The sequence below is a fragment of the Brevundimonas sp. GW460-12-10-14-LB2 genome (assembly GCF_001636925.1).
GTDB lineage: Bacteria > Pseudomonadota > Alphaproteobacteria > Caulobacterales > Caulobacteraceae > Brevundimonas > Brevundimonas vesicularis.
On the sequence record NZ_CP015511.1, the window covers coordinates 687,034 to 702,060 of the forward strand.

The 15,027-nt window shown below is 68.0% G+C and carries 17 protein-coding genes; 10 read left to right on the forward strand and 7 right to left on the reverse strand.

Going from position 1 to position 15,027, the window contains the following annotated elements; all coding sequences use genetic code 11:
- Window positions 1–99: 99 nt before the first annotated feature.
- Entirely contained in the window at window positions 100–375 is a 276-nt protein-coding gene (locus tag A4249_RS03265; RefSeq protein ID WP_066551027.1) for a metal-sensitive transcriptional regulator, read from the reverse strand.
- Between the two features lie 100 nt (window positions 376–475).
- Between A4249_RS03265 and A4249_RS03270 the strand changes: the two genes are divergently transcribed.
- The 6 genes from A4249_RS03270 to A4249_RS03295 all read left to right on the forward strand — a co-directional run bounded on the left by A4249_RS03270 (window position 476) and on the right by A4249_RS03295 (window position 8,722).
- On the forward strand, window positions 476–2,830 hold the full coding sequence (locus tag A4249_RS03270) for a heavy metal translocating P-type ATPase (protein ID WP_066551029.1): 2,355 nt from the start codon (window positions 476–478) through the stop codon (window positions 2,828–2,830).
- A 273-nt stretch (window positions 2,831–3,103) separates the two neighbouring features.
- Window positions 3,104–3,784: a DUF305 domain-containing protein gene (locus A4249_RS03275; RefSeq protein ID WP_066551031.1), complete on the forward strand. Its 681-nt coding sequence runs from the start codon at window positions 3,104–3,106 to the stop codon at window positions 3,782–3,784.
- A 49-nt stretch (window positions 3,785–3,833) separates the two neighbouring features.
- On the forward strand, window positions 3,834–4,325 hold the full coding sequence (locus tag A4249_RS03280; protein ID WP_224761373.1) for a DUF305 domain-containing protein: 492 nt from the start codon (window positions 3,834–3,836) through the stop codon (window positions 4,323–4,325).
- 137 nt (window positions 4,326–4,462) lie between these two features.
- Entirely contained in the window at window positions 4,463–6,325 is a 1,863-nt protein-coding gene (locus tag A4249_RS03285) for a copper resistance system multicopper oxidase (RefSeq protein ID WP_066551035.1), read from the forward strand.
- Window positions 6,322–7,845, forward strand: a complete 1,524-nt coding sequence (locus A4249_RS16230; RefSeq protein ID WP_231868761.1) for a copper resistance protein B — start codon at window positions 6,322–6,324, stop codon at window positions 7,843–7,845. The genes A4249_RS03285 and A4249_RS16230 overlap by 4 nt, the downstream gene beginning before the upstream one ends.
- A 139-nt stretch (window positions 7,846–7,984) precedes the next feature.
- Window positions 7,985–8,722: an HAD family hydrolase gene (locus tag A4249_RS03295; protein ID WP_066551037.1), complete on the forward strand. Its 738-nt coding sequence runs from the start codon at window positions 7,985–7,987 to the stop codon at window positions 8,720–8,722.
- A gap of 160 nt (window positions 8,723–8,882) precedes the next feature.
- Here the strand turns inward: A4249_RS03295 and A4249_RS03300 are convergent, their stop codons facing one another.
- The 5 genes from A4249_RS03300 to A4249_RS03320 all read right to left on the reverse strand — a co-directional run bounded on the left by A4249_RS03300 (window position 8,883) and on the right by A4249_RS03320 (window position 11,068).
- On the reverse strand, window positions 8,883–9,293 hold the full coding sequence (locus tag A4249_RS03300) for a copper resistance CopC family protein (RefSeq protein ID WP_066551038.1): 411 nt from the start codon (window positions 9,291–9,293) through the stop codon (window positions 8,883–8,885).
- 25 nt (window positions 9,294–9,318) lie between these two features.
- On the reverse strand, window positions 9,319–9,654 hold the full coding sequence (locus A4249_RS03305) for a hypothetical protein (protein WP_066551041.1): 336 nt from the start codon (window positions 9,652–9,654) through the stop codon (window positions 9,319–9,321).
- 108 nt (window positions 9,655–9,762) lie between these two features.
- On the reverse strand, window positions 9,763–10,341 hold the full coding sequence (locus A4249_RS03310) for an RNA polymerase sigma factor (protein WP_054765333.1): 579 nt from the start codon (window positions 10,339–10,341) through the stop codon (window positions 9,763–9,765).
- Window positions 10,342–10,349: 8 nt separating this feature from the next.
- Entirely contained in the window at window positions 10,350–10,787 is a 438-nt protein-coding gene (locus tag A4249_RS03315; RefSeq protein WP_066551043.1) for a Spy/CpxP family protein refolding chaperone, read from the reverse strand.
- Window positions 10,787–11,068: a hypothetical protein gene (locus A4249_RS03320; protein ID WP_066551049.1), complete on the reverse strand. Its 282-nt coding sequence runs from the start codon at window positions 11,066–11,068 to the stop codon at window positions 10,787–10,789. The genes A4249_RS03315 and A4249_RS03320 overlap by 1 nt, the downstream gene beginning before the upstream one ends.
- 117 nt (window positions 11,069–11,185) lie before the next feature.
- On the opposite strand from A4249_RS03320, the gene A4249_RS03325 reads away from it, so the two are divergent.
- The 4 genes from A4249_RS03325 (at window position 11,186) to A4249_RS03340 (ending at window position 13,659) form a co-directional block, all read left to right on the forward strand.
- Window positions 11,186–11,836 (forward strand): DUF2231 domain-containing protein, encoded by a 651-nt coding sequence (locus A4249_RS03325; protein ID WP_156494624.1) that lies wholly within the window; start codon window positions 11,186–11,188, stop codon window positions 11,834–11,836.
- A gap of 89 nt (window positions 11,837–11,925) precedes the next feature.
- Complete coding sequence (locus A4249_RS03330) at window positions 11,926–12,393, forward strand: YybH family protein (RefSeq protein ID WP_054765336.1); 468 nt, start codon at window positions 11,926–11,928, stop codon at window positions 12,391–12,393.
- 50 nt (window positions 12,394–12,443) lie between these two features.
- The gene (locus A4249_RS03335) at window positions 12,444–12,917 is read left to right on the forward strand and encodes a DUF411 domain-containing protein (protein WP_082382653.1); all 474 of its coding nucleotides are present in this window, start codon (window positions 12,444–12,446) and stop codon (window positions 12,915–12,917) included.
- Between the two features lie 13 nt (window positions 12,918–12,930).
- A complete protein-coding gene (locus A4249_RS03340) occupies window positions 12,931–13,659 on the forward strand; it encodes a PepSY domain-containing protein (protein WP_066551051.1) in 729 nt (242 codons plus the stop codon).
- A 30-nt stretch (window positions 13,660–13,689) separates the two neighbouring features.
- Here A4249_RS03340 and A4249_RS03345 read toward each other — a convergent pair whose 3' ends face one another.
- Window positions 13,690–14,961, reverse strand: coding sequence for a type II restriction endonuclease (locus tag A4249_RS03345; RefSeq protein ID WP_066551052.1), 1,272 nt, complete (start codon window positions 14,959–14,961; stop codon window positions 13,690–13,692).
- Window positions 14,962–15,027 lie beyond the last annotated feature (66 nt).

Below are 15,027 nucleotides of genomic sequence, written 5' to 3' on the forward strand. Positions count from 1 at the left end.
GAGGCCGCCCCCAAGACATGTCATGTCCCTCAGCCAGACGAGAGGATGTCCAGGCCGACCGCCGGGCCTGGCGACCAAACGCCGGGAGTCCGTCCCCGGCTAGCGGGAAGCGCGGCCGAGAAGTTCGATCAGTTCGGACGCCTTGGCCTTGCGGTCGGCGAGATCGTCACCCGCGATCGCGCCCATGACGCAGTGATCCATGTGGTCCTTCAAGACCTGGCCCTCGACACGCGACAGCGCCGCCCGAACGGCCTGGAGCTGGGTCAGGACGTCGATGCAGTAGCGGTCCTCCTCGACCATTCTGGAAAGACCACGCACCTGTCCCTCTATGCGGCTCAGGCGGTTCAACACCTTCGGCTTGATCTCGGTCTGCATCCTGTTCCTCGTTCCGACCGTTCGATCCTACCTCACCGTCACACCTTGCGCGATACCCCTGTGGAGTATATTTGTTAGTGAGGTTGTCTGAGGAGCCGTCATGGCTACGTCATCCCATTCCCATCCCGCCGGTCACGGCTGTTGTTCGAACAAGACGCCTCAAGCCGGCGCCCAGGCGATCGATCCGGTCTGCGGCATGACCGTCGATCCGGCGACCACGGCGCATGGGGCCGCCCACGCGGGGGAGGAGTATGTCTTCTGTTCGGCGGGCTGCCGGACCAAATTCGTGGACGATCCGGATCGCTATCTCGGCGAGCTGCCCGAACCGGCTCCCGTCACGCCCGGTGCGATCTACACCTGTCCGATGCATCCCGAGGTGCGCCAGGAGGGACCGGGCTCCTGTCCGATCTGCGGCATGGCGCTGGAGCCGGAGACCGTCACCGCCGAGGCTCCGGTCAATCACGAACTGATCGACTTCACCCGTCGCCTGTGGATCGGCGCGGTTCTGACGCTGCCGGTCTTCGCGCTTGAAATGGGCGGCCATCTGACCGGGCTGGCGATGCGGATTCCGGGCCAGACCTCCAACTGGATCCAGTTCGCCCTGGCGACGCCGGTCGTGCTGTGGTCCGGCTGGCCGTTCTTCCAGAGGGGCTGGGCGTCCATCCGCAATCGCAGCCTCAACATGTTCACCCTGATCGCCATCGGCGTCGGTGCGGCCTGGATCTACAGCGTGGTCGCGGTTCTGGCGCCGCATCTGTTCCCGGCGGCGGTCCGGCGGATGGACGGCAGCGCGCCGGTCTATTTCGAGGCGGCGGCCATCATCACCGTCCTGGTGCTGGTCGGCCAGATCCTGGAGCTTCGGGCGCGCGAACAGACGTCGGGGGCCATCAGGGCCCTGCTGGACCTCGCCCCGAAGACCGCGCGGCGCGTCCGCAACGACGGCGGCGATGAGGACGTCACCCTCGATCTGGTCGCTGTGGGAGATCGGCTGCGCGTCCGTCCCGGCGAGAAGGTGGCGGTCGACGGAGAGATCTTGGACGGCCGGGTCACCCTCGACGAGTCCCTCGTCACGGGTGAATCCATGCCGGTGACCAAGGACGTCGGCGACAAGGTCGTCGCCGGGTCGCTCAACAAGACCGGCTCGTTCGTCATGCGAGCCGACAAGGTGGGCGCCGACACCCTCCTGGCGCAGATCGTCCAGATGGTGGCGCAGGCCCAACGCAGCCGCGCGCCGATCCAGCGGCTGGCCGACAAGGTGTCGGGCTGGTTCGTTCCGGCCGTGATCGGGATCGCCGTTCTCGCCGCGATCGTCTGGGGCCTGGCCGGCCCCGAACCGCGGCTGTCCTACGCCCTCGTCGCCGCGGTCTCCGTGCTGATCATCGCCTGTCCGTGCGCCCTGGGCTTGGCCACGCCGATCTCCATCATGGTCGGGGTGGGGCGCGGCGCTCACGCCGGGGTGCTCATCAAGAACGCCGAGGCGCTGGAGCGCTTCGAGAAGGTGGACACCCTGGTGCTCGACAAAACCGGCACCCTGACGGAGGGGCGCCCCTCGGTGACGGCCGTCCGGCCAGCCGACGGGTTCGACGAGGCCGAGCTTCTGAGACTTTCCGCCAGTCTTGAGCGGAGCAGCGAGCATCCGCTGGCGGACGCCGTCGTTCGGGCGGCGAGCGACCAAAATCTGGTTCTGTCCGAGGCGTCGGACTTCGACAGCCCCGTCGGGCGCGGCGTCACCGGGGTCGTCGACGGCCGCCGCGTGGCGCTCGGCAACAGCCGCTATCTGGCCGAGATCGGCGTCGACGTCGGGCCTCTGGAAGCCGGGGCCGATACGCTTCGCCAAGACGGCGCGACCGCCATCTTCGTCGCCGTGGACGGGGCTGCGGCCGGCGTGCTGGGCATCGCCGATCCGGTCAAGGCGACGACCGCCGAGGCCATCCGCGATCTGAAGGCGTCGGGGCTGCGTCTGGTGATGATGACCGGCGACAACCGTACAACGGCGGAGGCGGTGGCGCGCCGGCTCGGCATAGACGACGTTCAGGCCGAGGTTCTGCCCCAGGACAAGGCGGCGGTCGTCGAGCGGCTGAGAGCGGAGGGTCGGATCGTCGCCATGGCCGGAGACGGTGTGAACGACGCCCCGGCCCTGGCCGCCGCCGACGTGGGGGTGGCCATGGGCGCCGGCTCGGACGTCGCGATCGAGAGCGCCGGGGTCACCCTTCTCGGCGGCGATCTCCAGGGCCTCGTCCGGGCGCGCAAACTGTCCCGTGCGGTGATGAGCAACATCCGCCAGAACCTGGTCTTCGCCTTCGGTTACAACACCCTCGGCATTCCGATCGCGGCGGGACTGCTCTACCCGGTCTCCGGCCTCCTATTATCGCCGGCCCTGGCGGCGTTGGCGATGGCCCTGTCCTCCGTCAGTGTGATCGCCAACGCGCTGCGGCTCCGGGCCGTCCGACTCTGATGGACGTCCCATGGCCAGAAGGCCGTCGCAGACGAGAGCCGCGGCGGGCGCCAATACGCATTCCGGCGACCGATCCCTCGCCTGATCCAACGGCGTTCGGGAATATTTAATCACGGCGGAACCGTGGCTCCGGGGCCGGATTACGCTGGACGATGTCCGGCGTGGGCAGTCGGGGCAAGGGACCAAACTCGCACCCGCCGCAACGTTGTCGGACGCATCGATCGTCTGGCCGTCCGGCGATCCGCCGGCGACCCCCTCAAGCGGAGACTCCCTATGCTCACCCCGACTTTCACCCGCACGTCTCTCTTGGTCGCCGGCTGTTCCGCTCTCGTTCTGGCGGCCTGCAGCCCGGCGGCGGAACCGCCGCCGAACACGGAGGCCGAAGCCTCGGCTCAGACGCAGGAGCCGATGGCCATGGCGCAGACTCCGTTCTCCGCCGCCGAGGCCAAGATGCACGAGGCCATGATGTCCGCCATGGGCGCGGATGCGGGCGAGACATGGGCCCGCAAGATGATCCCTCACCACCAGGGCGCGCTGGACATGTCCGAGATCGTGCTGAGGGACACACAGGACGCGGATATCCGTCGCATGGCCCAGAAGACCATCGAGATGCAGCCCGGCGACATCGCCGAGCTGCGGCGCTGGCTTGAAACGAACGTGGGCGCCGCCGCCGGCGCGGCGGCTCCAGGCGGAAGCGCGGAAAATCCATACGCGACGGCCGAGGCCGAGATGAAGGACGCCATGATGGCCGCGACCGGGGCCGACACGGACCAGACCTGGGCTCGCAAGATGATCGCGCATCACCAGGGCGCCCTCGACATGGCCCAGGTGGTGTTGCGCGAAAGTCAGGACGCCGACATCCGGCGCATGGCGCAGAAAACGATCGAGATGCAGACCGCCGACATCGCCGAGTTGCGCGCCTGGTTGGACTCCCATCCGGCCGGCGCCGCCTGATTGGCGATCGGAATGTGATTGAAGAGCGTTGTCGCGAAAGGACCGATCCATGGAAAAGATGAAGACGATGGACTCAAAGATGAAGACGATGGACTCGATGAAGGGGAGCTACCGTTCCTTCGGCGTCGAGCTCATCGTGGATTTCATCATCATGTACCTGGTGATGTACACGATGATCGCGTCCCTCAATCACTTCTATTTCAACCTCAACAACGTCTACATGACGCTGATGATGGTGTCGCCGATGGCCATCCTCATGCTGATCTTCATGCGATCGATGTATCCGTCGAAACGGACCAACCTTCTGATCGGCGGAGCCGCCGCCCTGGTGTTCGCGGTGAGCTTCTACGGCATGCGGACCCAGGCGGCGGTGGGCGACACCGAGTTCTTGAAATCGATGATCCCGCACCATTCCGGCGCCATCCTGATGTGTCAGCAGGCCTCGCTGACGGATCCGGAAGTGCTGGGTCTGTGCGAGGAGATCGTCAGCTCCCAGGAGAGGGAGATCGCCCAGATGAAAGCCATCCTGGCGAGGCGCTGATCCAGCGCCAGGCGACGGGAGTTTCCGGCCCGGTCGGCTCTGCGGCAGCGTGTCGCGAGGGCCGACCGGGTCGCCTGCGTAAAACCCTATAGATCGTCGCCTCGCCGAGGCGCGGTTCTGACTTTGAGGAGTATCTTATGAAGCTGGATCGTCGACTGCTGCTGCGCGGCGCCGTCGCGGGCGGCGGTCTCGCCGCCTTGCAGGGCCTGATGCCCGCCTGGGCGCAGACGGGCTCGCCGGGGCTGCGGTCGGACCTGCCTACCCTGACTGGGCCGAATATCGATCTGACCATCGGTCAGACGCCCTTCACCGTGAACGGGCGCACCGCGACGGCCACGACCATCAACGGCGTGCTGCCGGCGCCGGTGTTGCGGCTGCGCGAAGGCCAGAACGTCCGTCTGGCGGTGACGAACACCCTGGACGAAGACACCTCGATCCACTGGCATGGGATTCTTCTACCCTTCCAGATGGACGGGGTGCCCGGGATCAGCTTCCCAGGCATCAAGCCGCGCGAGACCTTCGTCTACGAGTTTCCGATCAGGCAGTCCGGCACCTTCTGGTATCACAGCCACTCCGGCCTGCAGGAGGCGCTCGGCCACTACGGGCCGATCGTCATCGATCCGGCCGGCGCCGATCCGGTCGCCTACGACCGCGAGCATGTGCTGGTCCTGTCGGACTGGAGTTTCATGCATCCGCACGAAATCCTCGACAAGCTGAAGAAGAGCCCCGGCTACTTCAACCGGCAGCGCACGACCCTGGCGGGCCTCTTCTCCGGCGAGGACCGCATGAGCCTGGAGGAACGGCGCATGTGGGGCCAGATGCGGATGGACCCGCGCGACATCCTCGACGTGAATGGGACGACCTACACCTATCTGATCAATGGACACGGCCCGCAGGAGAACTGGACCGGCCTGTTCCGACCCGGCGAACGGGTGCGACTGCGCATCATCAACGCCTCGGCCATGTCGATCTTCAACGTCCGCATCCCCGGCCTGTCGATGACCGTGGTCCAGGCCGACGGCGAGAACGTGCGCCCGGTCGAGACCGATGAGTTCCAGATTTCGGTGGCGGAGACCTACGACGTCATCGTCCGGCCGACGGAAGATCGTGCCTACACCATCGTATCCGAGGCCATCGACCGTTCCGGCATGGGGCGGGCGACCCTTGCTCCGCGCCTGGGGATGACCGCCGAGGTTCCGCCGCTCCGCGAGGTTCCAAACCTGACCATGAAGGACATGGGCATGGGGGACATGGGCGGGATGGGCGGCATGGACCACGGCTCGATGGGAGGCCAGCCGGGCGGCGCCATGGCGGGGATGGATCATGGCGCCATGACCGGCGCCTCCGGCGGCGCCATGGCCGGGATGGATCACGGCGCCATGGCGACCCAGTCCACGGGTGCGATGACCGGGATGGACCACGGTTCCATGGCCGGCATGAGCATGCGCGATCCCGCCAACGCGCCGCCGGACATGGCGGTGGGGGTCGGCGTGGACGCCATCGCCATGGCGCCGGCCAACCGCATGGGCGAGCGCCCGACGGGACTGGCCGACGTACCCCACCGCGTGCTGGTCTACACCGACCTGGTCTCGCTGACGCCCAACAAGGACCAGCGTCCCCCATCGCGGACCATGGAGATCCACCTGACCGGCAACATGGAGCGGTTCATGTGGGGCTTCGACGGAAGAAAGTTCAGCGAACTGGTCGAGCCGATCCGCTTTGAGCGGAACGAGCGGGTGAGGGTGACCCTGGTCAACGACACCATGATGGCCCACCCCATCCACCTGCACGGCCACTTCTTCGAACTGGTGACCGGCGGACCGGCGGGCCACCAACCGCTGAAGCATACGGTCAACGTTCTCCCCGGCGGCAAGGTCACCTTTGACCTGACCGCCGACAATCCCGGGGACTGGGCCTTCCACTGTCACATGCTGATGCACATGCACGCGGGCATGTTCAACGTCGTCACCGTCCGCCCGATGACAGGAGCCTCGTCATGATCCGTCGGTCCGTGGGTCTCGTCCCTCTGCTCCTCGCGGCCTCGGCCGCCCCGGTGTTCGCGCAGAGCCACGCCGGGCACGGCGCGGCGGCTAACGCCGTCCAGCCCGCCGTCCAGCTGCCCGCCGGTTGCGTCCGGCGCGGCGCGCCGACGGCGGATCCGTCCCGCGTCGGAACGTCCGGGGCGCCGGTCTGCCCGACCGGCGCCGTGCCCGAGCGCGCGCCGGCGTCGGCGGATCCGCACGCCGGGCACGACATGTCGACGATGGGCCAGACCGCGCCGGCGCCGGCCATGCCGGCGGGACATGACATGTCGACCATGCAGAGCGGCCAGCAGCCGGCCGCCGCCGGCCAGGCGGACCCGCACGCCGGGCACGACATGTCGACGATGCGGCAGGCCGCGCCCGCGCCGGCCATGCCGGCGGGACATGACATGTCGACCATGCAGAGCGGCCAACAGCCGGCCGCCGCCGGTCAGCCGGATCCCCACGCCGGGCACGACATGGCGATGATGAGCCAGACCGCGCCCGCGCCGGCCATGCCGGCGGGCCACGACATGTCGACCATGCAGAGCGGCCAACAGCCGGCCGCCGCCGGTCAGCGGGATCCCCACGCCGGGCACGACATGTCGACGATGGGCCAGACCGCGCCAGCGCCGGCCATGCCGGCGGGACATGACATGTCGACCATGGGGCAGATGCCCCCGGGTCATGACATGTCGACCATGGCGATGCCGCCCGACGTGCCGACCAGCGCGGACAACCCGGGACGCCCTCCGGAAATGCCCGTTCCGCCCGGGGCGACCAGCGGCCCCGCTCACGCCGCCGATACCCTGTTCGATCCCGCGGAGATGGCGGCGGCCCGCGAACAGCTTCGCGTCGAGAATGGCGACGTGCGGACCACCGCGGTGATCATCGACCAGCTCGAAGCGAGTTTCGGAGACGGCGAAGAAGGCTACGCGCTGGACGCGCAGGGCTGGACCGGCGGCGACATCAACCGCTTCTGGTGGAAGTCGGAAGTCGAGGGCGACTTCGACGGCGAGGTCGAGGAAGCCGAGATCCAGGCCCTTTACAGCCGGGCGTTCCGGCCCTTCTTCGACTTCCAGACGGGTCTGCGACAGACCTACCGTCCGGAGGGCGATCGAACCGATCTGGTCGTGGGCGTTCAGGGCCTCGCGCCCTACTGGTTCGAGGTCGATGCGGCGGCCTTCCTCTCCAACAAGGGTGAACTCACGGCGAGGGCGGAGGCCGAATACGATCAGCGGATCACCAACCGCTGGATCGTGCAGCCTCGCGCTGAAGTCGTGCTGTCGGCCGAGGACATCCCCGAGCTCCGGATTGGATCCGGCCTGACGTCGATCCAGATCGGGGCTCGGCTGCGGTACGAATTCCACAAGGAGTTCGCCCCCTATGTCGGCCTGGAATGGACCAAGAGCTTCGGGAATACGGCGGACTTCCTCGAAGCCGATGGGCGAAGCTCGGAAGACACGCGCCTCGTCGTCGGCATCCGGACGTGGTTCTAGCGAAGGTCGGCGGCGGCGGGCCTCGTCTGATCCTTGGCCCCGATAGGCGGTCGCGGATCGTCGCCGAGGCGCGGCGTCCCCGGTCTCGGCGGCTGGAAAGGACGGGGAGGTCTCGGTGAGGCCGCGGCCCCTCTCGGCCGTGGTCATCGACCTCGACGACACCCTGCTCTCGGCCTACCGCCGGCCGGATCTGGCCTGGCGGAGCGTCTGCTTGATGATGCAAGCCGAGCTGGGCGGCCTCGCCCCGGATATCGCGGCGCAGGCGCTCACGCGGGCCGGGCAGGCGTTCTGGCGCGACCCGCGGTGTCATGAGTTGGGTCGCGCCGACCCACGACACGCGCGGCGCCTCATCGCGACAGCGGCCTTCGAGACCCTGCTTCGGGAAGGCCATCCCGCACCGGCTTGCGAAACGGTCTCGAGCCTCGCCGACGCCTTCAGCCGGCGGCGGGACGAAGAGATGCGGCTCGAGGCGGGGGCTGAGGCCCTGCTGCTCGACTTGCGCGACGCGGGCTATCGCCTCGCGCTTCTCACCAACGGCGCCGGACCGTTGCAGCGCGCCAAGATCGAACGGTTCGGTCTCGAACCGTATTTCGATCACATTCAGATCGAGGGCGAAGTCGGCGTGGGAAAGCCCTTTCCCGACGCGTTCAGGCGTGCGTTCGCCGCCCTGGCCGTCGAGGCTCCCGAGGTCTGCGTGATCGGCGACAGCCTCGAATGGGACATCCGTCCGGCCAAGGCTCTGGGCTGTCGGACCGTGCTGTATGATCCGGAACGGGCCCTTGAGGCCGAACCCCGTCGCAGCGACGCCGACGTGGTGGTCAGGACCTTGACGGGCCTGGCGCGTTGTCTGCCTGCGCTTCACACTCAGCGTGAATGAAGGGTTCGGCGTGCGGGATACCGCCGCGTCGCTTTTAAGCCGCCCGCGATCGAGGTGCGCCAGATCGACGATCCGATCGCGCAAGAAAAACGCCGCGCGGCTCGCCGCGCGGCGTTCCCCACTTCGGTTTCGGCCCCTCAGGAGGCGGGAGGCCGCCTCCTCAGTGAACCATGAAACGGACGACGCCGTTCATCTGATGGCCGTCGGCGCCCTTCGCGGTCCAGGCGGCGGCGTAGGTGCCGGGCGCGAGGGCCGGAAGCGGGGCGCTGACGGTGACCGCGGGTGCAGCCTCCGCTGACAGGGCCACATCGACCGCCTGGTTCGACGGTCCGCCGGTCAGGCGAAGGGACGTCAGGACCATGGCGTGCGGGAAAGTCGCCGAGAAGGTGGTCGGGGCGGAGGACAGCATGGCGTTGTCCGCCGGAGTGGTCGCCACGCCATTGGCCGGCGCCTGCATGGCGGCGTGGTCCTGCGCCGACATGCCGGCATGCGACTGGCTCTGGGCCTGGGCGGCCGACAGAGGAGCGAAGGCCGCGAGGGCGGCGAGAGTGGCGAGTATTGAACGGTTCATCGAAAACTCCTGGACTTCAAGCGAACTACTGTTTGGGCGGCATGGTCATGCCGTCCATCTTCGACATGTCATGGCCGGCCATCGGATCGGCAGGCGGCGGTGTCGGCTCTGGCGCGGGCGCGGGCCGGGGGGCCGGGCGGGGCGCCGATGCCTTGGGAGGCGCGGCCGGGGTTGATGCGGCAGGGGCGGGCGTGGCGGCCTGCGGCGGCGTCGCCTCGGGGGTTGCGGCCGGCACGGCTTCCATCGGAGCCATCGCTGAAGCGTCCGGCGTCGGCTCGGCGTCCACCGGTTGAGGCTCGGCGGCGGGCTGGCAGGCGCCCAGGGTGACCGCCGCGGCCGCGGCGAGGATCGGCAATCTCATGTGGCAAGCTCCTGATAAGAGGGCGACGGTCAGGTATTTCCATCGACGCCTTCATACTGGTTTACGCGGGCGAGCGCCGCAGCCCTCGCCGTCCGGCCTTCATCCGCGTCATTTCGGAGCCGGCGGGACGTCGCCCGCGCCGCCCAGGACATCGAACAGCTTGCGACGGGCGCGCGCGACGCGCGTCTCCACCGTCTTGACGGTCACGCCGAGAATTTCGGCCGCTTCCGCCTGGCTGCGCCCCTCGATCGCGGTGAGCAGCAGCGGGGCCTTGAGATGCGGCGGCAAAAGGCTGATCGCCTCGTTCAGACGGGCGAGTCGGTCGCCGGCCTCCATCCGTTCATCCGCCGGCTCGTCGCCGTTCGCCACGGCCAAGGCTTCCGGCGATGCCAGATCGACGTCGCCCCGGATCAGGCGTCGGACGAACCGGCGGCGGCTCCAGTCCCGGCATTTGTTGAGCGCTATGGTCCGGATCCAAGCTTCGAAGGGCCGGGTCGGGTCATAGCGGCGGATGTTGATCCACGCCGCCGCATAGGTCTCCTGCAACAGATCCCACGCATCCTGTTCGTCGCCGACATAGCGCCGGACGAAGCGGAACAGGGCCGTCTTGGTCTGCTGCATCAGCGCGCCGAAGGCCGCCCGATCGCCGCCGGCGGCGCGCGCTGACAGGTTCGCTGGACTCTCCACCCGGAACGCTAGCCTTCGTCGGGCGCGAGAGCCGCCACGATGCGGTCGTCGAAGACCTCGGCCTGGACAGGGGTCAGCACCGACCGCATCTCGAAGACGTGGGCTATCGTCTCCTTCTGAAGGGCGCCCATGGCGACGTGGAAATGGTCAACCGCGGCCTGAACCGGGGGACCGTCGCCGTCGCTCTGTTCGATCGCGCGCGCCAGCTCGAGGTTGGCCGCGCGGACATCGGCTTCGAGCGCGGGCCGACGCGCTGCGAACCGGGCCTCGACCGCCTCGATGCGCGTCAACTGGTCAGGCGACAGCTTGAGATCGTGGTGCACGATGTCGTGCAGGGACGGCGGCTCGCGCCGGCTCAGCACCCAGCTGGCGCTGATCCAGGTGCCCGCGCCGCTGGCGACGGCCGCCAGCACGGCCGTCAGGACGATCGCGCGCCAGCCGCGCATCACCGCCCGGTTTCCAGTCTCACCAGAGGCGACAGGCCCGCATCGACCGTGAAGATGGCCATCTCTCCCGGCGGGCTCGGCGCGGCGGCCGCGCCGACGCCGCCCGCCGTCAGACCGGTGGCGAGGGCCACGGCGACCGCGCCGAGACGGACCTGCGTGGCCAGTCTTTCGCCGCGAAGCGTCTCGACCCGGCTCCAGACCAGCGGTTCGAGCCCGTCGAGCGACCGGCCGATGGGCGTCATCGCGGACTCGGCCAGAATGTCATCCAGTTTAAGCGACATCGAACACTCTCCTTGCGCCCCTACATCCTACTACGGCCAAGACCGTGACATCCCTCGGGCGAGGGAGCGGACCTCGCGCTGCGTAGATAGCAGAAGGGACAGGAGTGGAGAGGGTTTATGACATCACGCGGATTTTTCCCGGCATTGGGACTCGCGCTCGCCTTGTCGGTGAGCGCGCCCGCGATCGCGCACGAGGATCATGACGCCCCGGCGGTTCGCGGCCAGAGCGCCGCATCGACCGCCGAGGGGCCGCAATCGGACATGACGGCCATGCCCGGCATGGCGACCGACATGGACCACGGGGCCATGATGGCGGACGAGGGTCCGAAACCCATGCCGCAGCGCCTGTACCGCTGGCTCGGCGCCATGCACCCGGCCGCGGTGCATTTTCCGATCGCCCTGTTCCTCGTCGCCGCCCTCCTCGAGATCGCCGCCCTGACCCTCCGGCGTCCGGTCCTGACCCAGGGCACGCGCGTCATCATCGCCTTGGCGGCCATCTCCGCGGTCGGCGCAGTGGCATTGGGCTGGTTCGCCATGGGGATGCCGGGACGGGACGACGCGACCCACGCCTCTCACAGATGGCTCGGCACTTCGATCGCCGCGCTGGGCCTCCTTAGCTGGTGGGCGAAGGAGCACTGGGTCCGCCGGCCGGGGCCCGGGCGCGAGAGAGTCTACATCGGCCTGTTGACGCTCACCGCCGTCGCCGTCGTGATCAACGGCCTCTTGGGCGGCATGCTGACCCACGGCGTGAGACATCTGATGTTCTGAAGGCCGCGCCGTCGTTCAACCTTCTCGTTTTTTCACCCACGCCCGTCCGACACACCTTTCGCGGCCGGCAAACAGGAGCCTCGCCCACGATGTTTCGTTCAACCTTCGCCGGACTGGCGGTCGCCGCTCTCCTCGCCACCGCCTCGCAGGCCCAGACCGCGGACGAACAACAGGTCCGCGCCGTGGTCACCGCCTACAAGACCGCCATCGAGCGGATGGATGTGTCGCAGACGCCGGCCCTGTTCTGGTCCGACTCCGAAATCTTCGAGAACGGCGGCGTGGAGGGATCGTTCGCCTACTATCTGGAGCACCATCTGGGTCCTGAGTTCGCCGATCTCGCCGGGTTCGACTTCCGCGACCACGACATGAAGATCGAGGTCGATGGCGATACGGCCTTCGTAAGCGAGACCTACACCTACCACATCACCTTCAAGGACGGCGCGCGAGCTCCCATAGAACGCCGCGGCGCCGCGACCAGCGTCCTGCGCAAGCGAGGTGACGAGTGGAGGTTCGACATCTATCATTCCTCGGCGCGGCCTTTCCGTCCGGCGGCCTGAGCGCGACCGCGACGGTCAGCGCCGTTTGCACATCGTTTTCTTGAGGTCTCATGGGGTCCCAGTCCATTCCACTCTCACGCCGCAGTCTCATCGCCATGGGAACGGGCGCCCTGGCGGTCGCGGCCTGCGCCCCGGTCGGTCGCGCGTCGAACGAGCTCGCCGTCTACAAGACGCCGACCTGCGCCTGTTGCACGGCCTGGGTGGATCACATGCGCGCCGCGGGCTTCGAGGCGCGGATCAGCGAGCTTCCCAGTCTCCGCTCGATCCGCAGCACCCAGGGCGTGCCCGAAGCCCTCGCGTCCTGTCACACCGCCCTGATCGGGGGCTATGTTCTGGAGGGCCATGTGCCGGCCGAGGACGTGAGACGGCTTCTGGCCGAGCGTCCCAAGGCCGTGGGCCTGGCGGTTCCGGCGATGCCCCTGGGGTCGCCGGGCATGGAGACGCCGGACGGCCAGCGCGAGCCCTATGAGACCCTGCTGATCCTCGAGGGCGGCGGCACACGCGTCTTCGCGCGTCACGGCTAGTCGGGTTCGTTCCATGAAGGTTCTCAGGCTGTCGACCCAGCTTCACAAATGGGTCGCCCTCGTGGTGGGGCTGCAGGTTCTGTTCTGGGTCGGCGGCGGTCTGGTCATGACCGTCATTCCGATCGAGACGGTGCGTAGCGAACATCGCGCGGCCGAACTCAAGCCGGCTCTGCTTGAGGTTGGAGCTCTTCCGACCCTCGCCGTCGTGGCCCGTCGCGCGGGCGTGGCCCCTGTCGAGGCGGAGCTGCGCACGACGCCGCGCGGACCCGCCTGGACTTTGAAACCGGCGGACGGAGAGCCCGTCGTCGTGTCCGCCGTCACGGGCCTTCCGTTCGGGCCGATGTCCGCTGGCGAGGCCTCGGCGTTCGCCCGGACGGGCTACAAGGGCGAGGCGAAGGTGTCCGACGCCGTGCTGCTGGCCACGGCGCCTCAGGAAACCGGCCGGACAGGACCGCTCTGGAGGGTCGATTTCGCCGACCGCGAACGGACGACCTTCTATCTGTCGCCGGCCACCGGAGAGGTCGTGACGCGCCGCTCGGGCGTCTGGCGGTTCTATGACTTCTTCTGGCGGCTCCACATCATGGACTGGAAGACCGGCGAGAACTTCAACCATCCGCTGATCATCATCACGACCTTCCTCACCCTGAGCATCGTGATCACCGGGATCATCCTGCTATGGATCCGCCTAGCGCGTGATCTGAAGGCTTTCCGGGCGTCTCGGCGGACGGGCGGTTCGAGTTGATGCGGGTTGCGCCCGGGCGCGGGCGGGTGGTCAGGTCAGGCGGTGAGAGATTTCGGTCAGGCCTCGCAGGTCGGAGCCGAAGCGCGCGATCGATCCCCGGTGCCGGTCCAACTCCCCATAGGGCAGATATCGGACGTCCAGGTCCGAGATCCGGCTGAAAGCCGGCCGCTGGAGCTGGGCCCGGACATCGCCTTCCCGGCTGTCCGGCGCCACCAGAAAGAGACCGGCGGACGTGTGGAGTTCACCCGAGAGCGCCAGATCCAGCATGCGCACCACGCCGGAATAGATGGTGGTGGAGTGCTCGACTTCGAAGGCCGCCGCTACGCGATCCGGCGAGGCATCGAGCCAGAGGACGTCGATCAGACGGATCGACTCGGCGCCAGCGCCGTTCGCCAGCGCCGTCGGAAGTTGATCGAGACAGCCCTCGCCGAGACGCGCGCCGTCATGGAGCCGGCTCCGGTCGTTGGCGGCGATCCAGACCCGATAGCCGAGCGCGCGTCCCAGATCACGAAGCCAGGCCTGGATTTCCGTGTGCGTGCGATCCGTCTCGCGTTGCTGCGCCGTCGCCTTCTCGAACTTCAGGGCTTCCGCGCGGGCCTGGGCGAGCCGTTCTTCCCACCCCTGGCGCGAGAGCGCGTCACCGGCGGGGGGCGGCGCCGGATACCGCCCGGAGCCGACATCGAACAGGAATCCCGCGAGGGCGCCCAGATCGTTCGACAGAAGGTCACGATATCGGGCGTTCAGCGCCAGGAGGCCCTCCCGCATGGCCAGATAATGTTCCCAGCTGCCGAGCTTCACCTTCGAGCCGGTGATCGCGTTGTAACCGTTGACGATGGCGGTGTTGAACGGGGGCGCATGCGTGGGGTGCAGGAAATAGATCAGGTTGGCGACGGCCGGCCCGAGGCCCTTGATCTTGAGTTGATCGATCGTGCGGATGCCGGAGAGAATCTCGTCGGCTGTGGAACAGCCGCTGCAATGATGCAGCAGGCGGCCGAAGGCGCGCTGGTTCGCCGGGTTCTCGTAGATGTCGGGGATCCTCAACTTGGGCTTCCACAGAAAGGCGTGGTCGGCGCCCTTGAAGATCTGTCGCTGCTCGGCGACGGAATGGACGATGGTCTCCAGGGACGAGCCGCGATAGGCGACACCGAAGCGGCCCGTCTCGATCTCCTCGACCACCTGGCCGATGCCCCGGCCGATCGACCGGAAATTCTTCAGCCGTTCATCCCACAGGAACCAGGTCTGGTAGGTCGCCGAGGGATCGTTACGCCATTGCGCGATGAGGTCTCGAAGTCTGTCCGGCACGCCATCCTCTCAGATCCTGAATCTTCCCTCCCAGCGTAAGCGGGTCTGCGCTGAAGCGCCACTGGA

What these genes read in the sequence shown, in the direction of transcription:
- A4249_RS03265 (WP_066551027.1), bottom strand. Translation starts at nt 375, where the DNA reads ATGCAGACCGAGATCAAGCCGAAGGTGTTGAACCGCCTGAGCCGCATA.
- A4249_RS03270 (WP_066551029.1), top strand. Translation starts at nt 476, where the DNA reads ATGGCTACGTCATCCCATTCCCATCCCGCCGGTCACGGCTGTTGTTCG.
- A4249_RS03275 (WP_066551031.1), top strand. Translation starts at nt 3,104, where the DNA reads ATGCTCACCCCGACTTTCACCCGCACGTCTCTCTTGGTCGCCGGCTGT.
- A4249_RS03280 (WP_224761373.1), top strand. Translation starts at nt 3,834, where the DNA reads ATGGAAAAGATGAAGACGATGGACTCAAAGATGAAGACGATGGACTCG.
- A4249_RS03285 (WP_066551035.1), top strand. Translation starts at nt 4,463, where the DNA reads ATGAAGCTGGATCGTCGACTGCTGCTGCGCGGCGCCGTCGCGGGCGGC.
- A4249_RS16230 (WP_231868761.1), top strand. Translation starts at nt 6,322, where the DNA reads ATGATCCGTCGGTCCGTGGGTCTCGTCCCTCTGCTCCTCGCGGCCTCG.
- A4249_RS03300 (WP_066551038.1), bottom strand. Translation starts at nt 9,293, where the DNA reads ATGAACCGTTCAATACTCGCCACTCTCGCCGCCCTCGCGGCCTTCGCT.
- A4249_RS03305 (WP_066551041.1), bottom strand. Translation starts at nt 9,654, where the DNA reads ATGAGATTGCCGATCCTCGCCGCGGCCGCGGCGGTCACCCTGGGCGCC.
- A4249_RS03315 (WP_066551043.1), bottom strand. Translation starts at nt 10,787, where the DNA reads ATGCGCGGCTGGCGCGCGATCGTCCTGACGGCCGTGCTGGCGGCCGTC.
- A4249_RS03320 (WP_066551049.1), bottom strand. Translation starts at nt 11,068, where the DNA reads ATGTCGCTTAAACTGGATGACATTCTGGCCGAGTCCGCGATGACGCCC.
- A4249_RS03325 (WP_156494624.1), top strand. Translation starts at nt 11,186, where the DNA reads ATGACATCACGCGGATTTTTCCCGGCATTGGGACTCGCGCTCGCCTTG.
- A4249_RS03330 (WP_054765336.1), top strand. Translation starts at nt 11,926, where the DNA reads ATGTTTCGTTCAACCTTCGCCGGACTGGCGGTCGCCGCTCTCCTCGCC.
- A4249_RS03335 (WP_082382653.1), top strand. Translation starts at nt 12,444, where the DNA reads ATGGGGTCCCAGTCCATTCCACTCTCACGCCGCAGTCTCATCGCCATG.
- A4249_RS03340 (WP_066551051.1), top strand. Translation starts at nt 12,931, where the DNA reads ATGAAGGTTCTCAGGCTGTCGACCCAGCTTCACAAATGGGTCGCCCTC.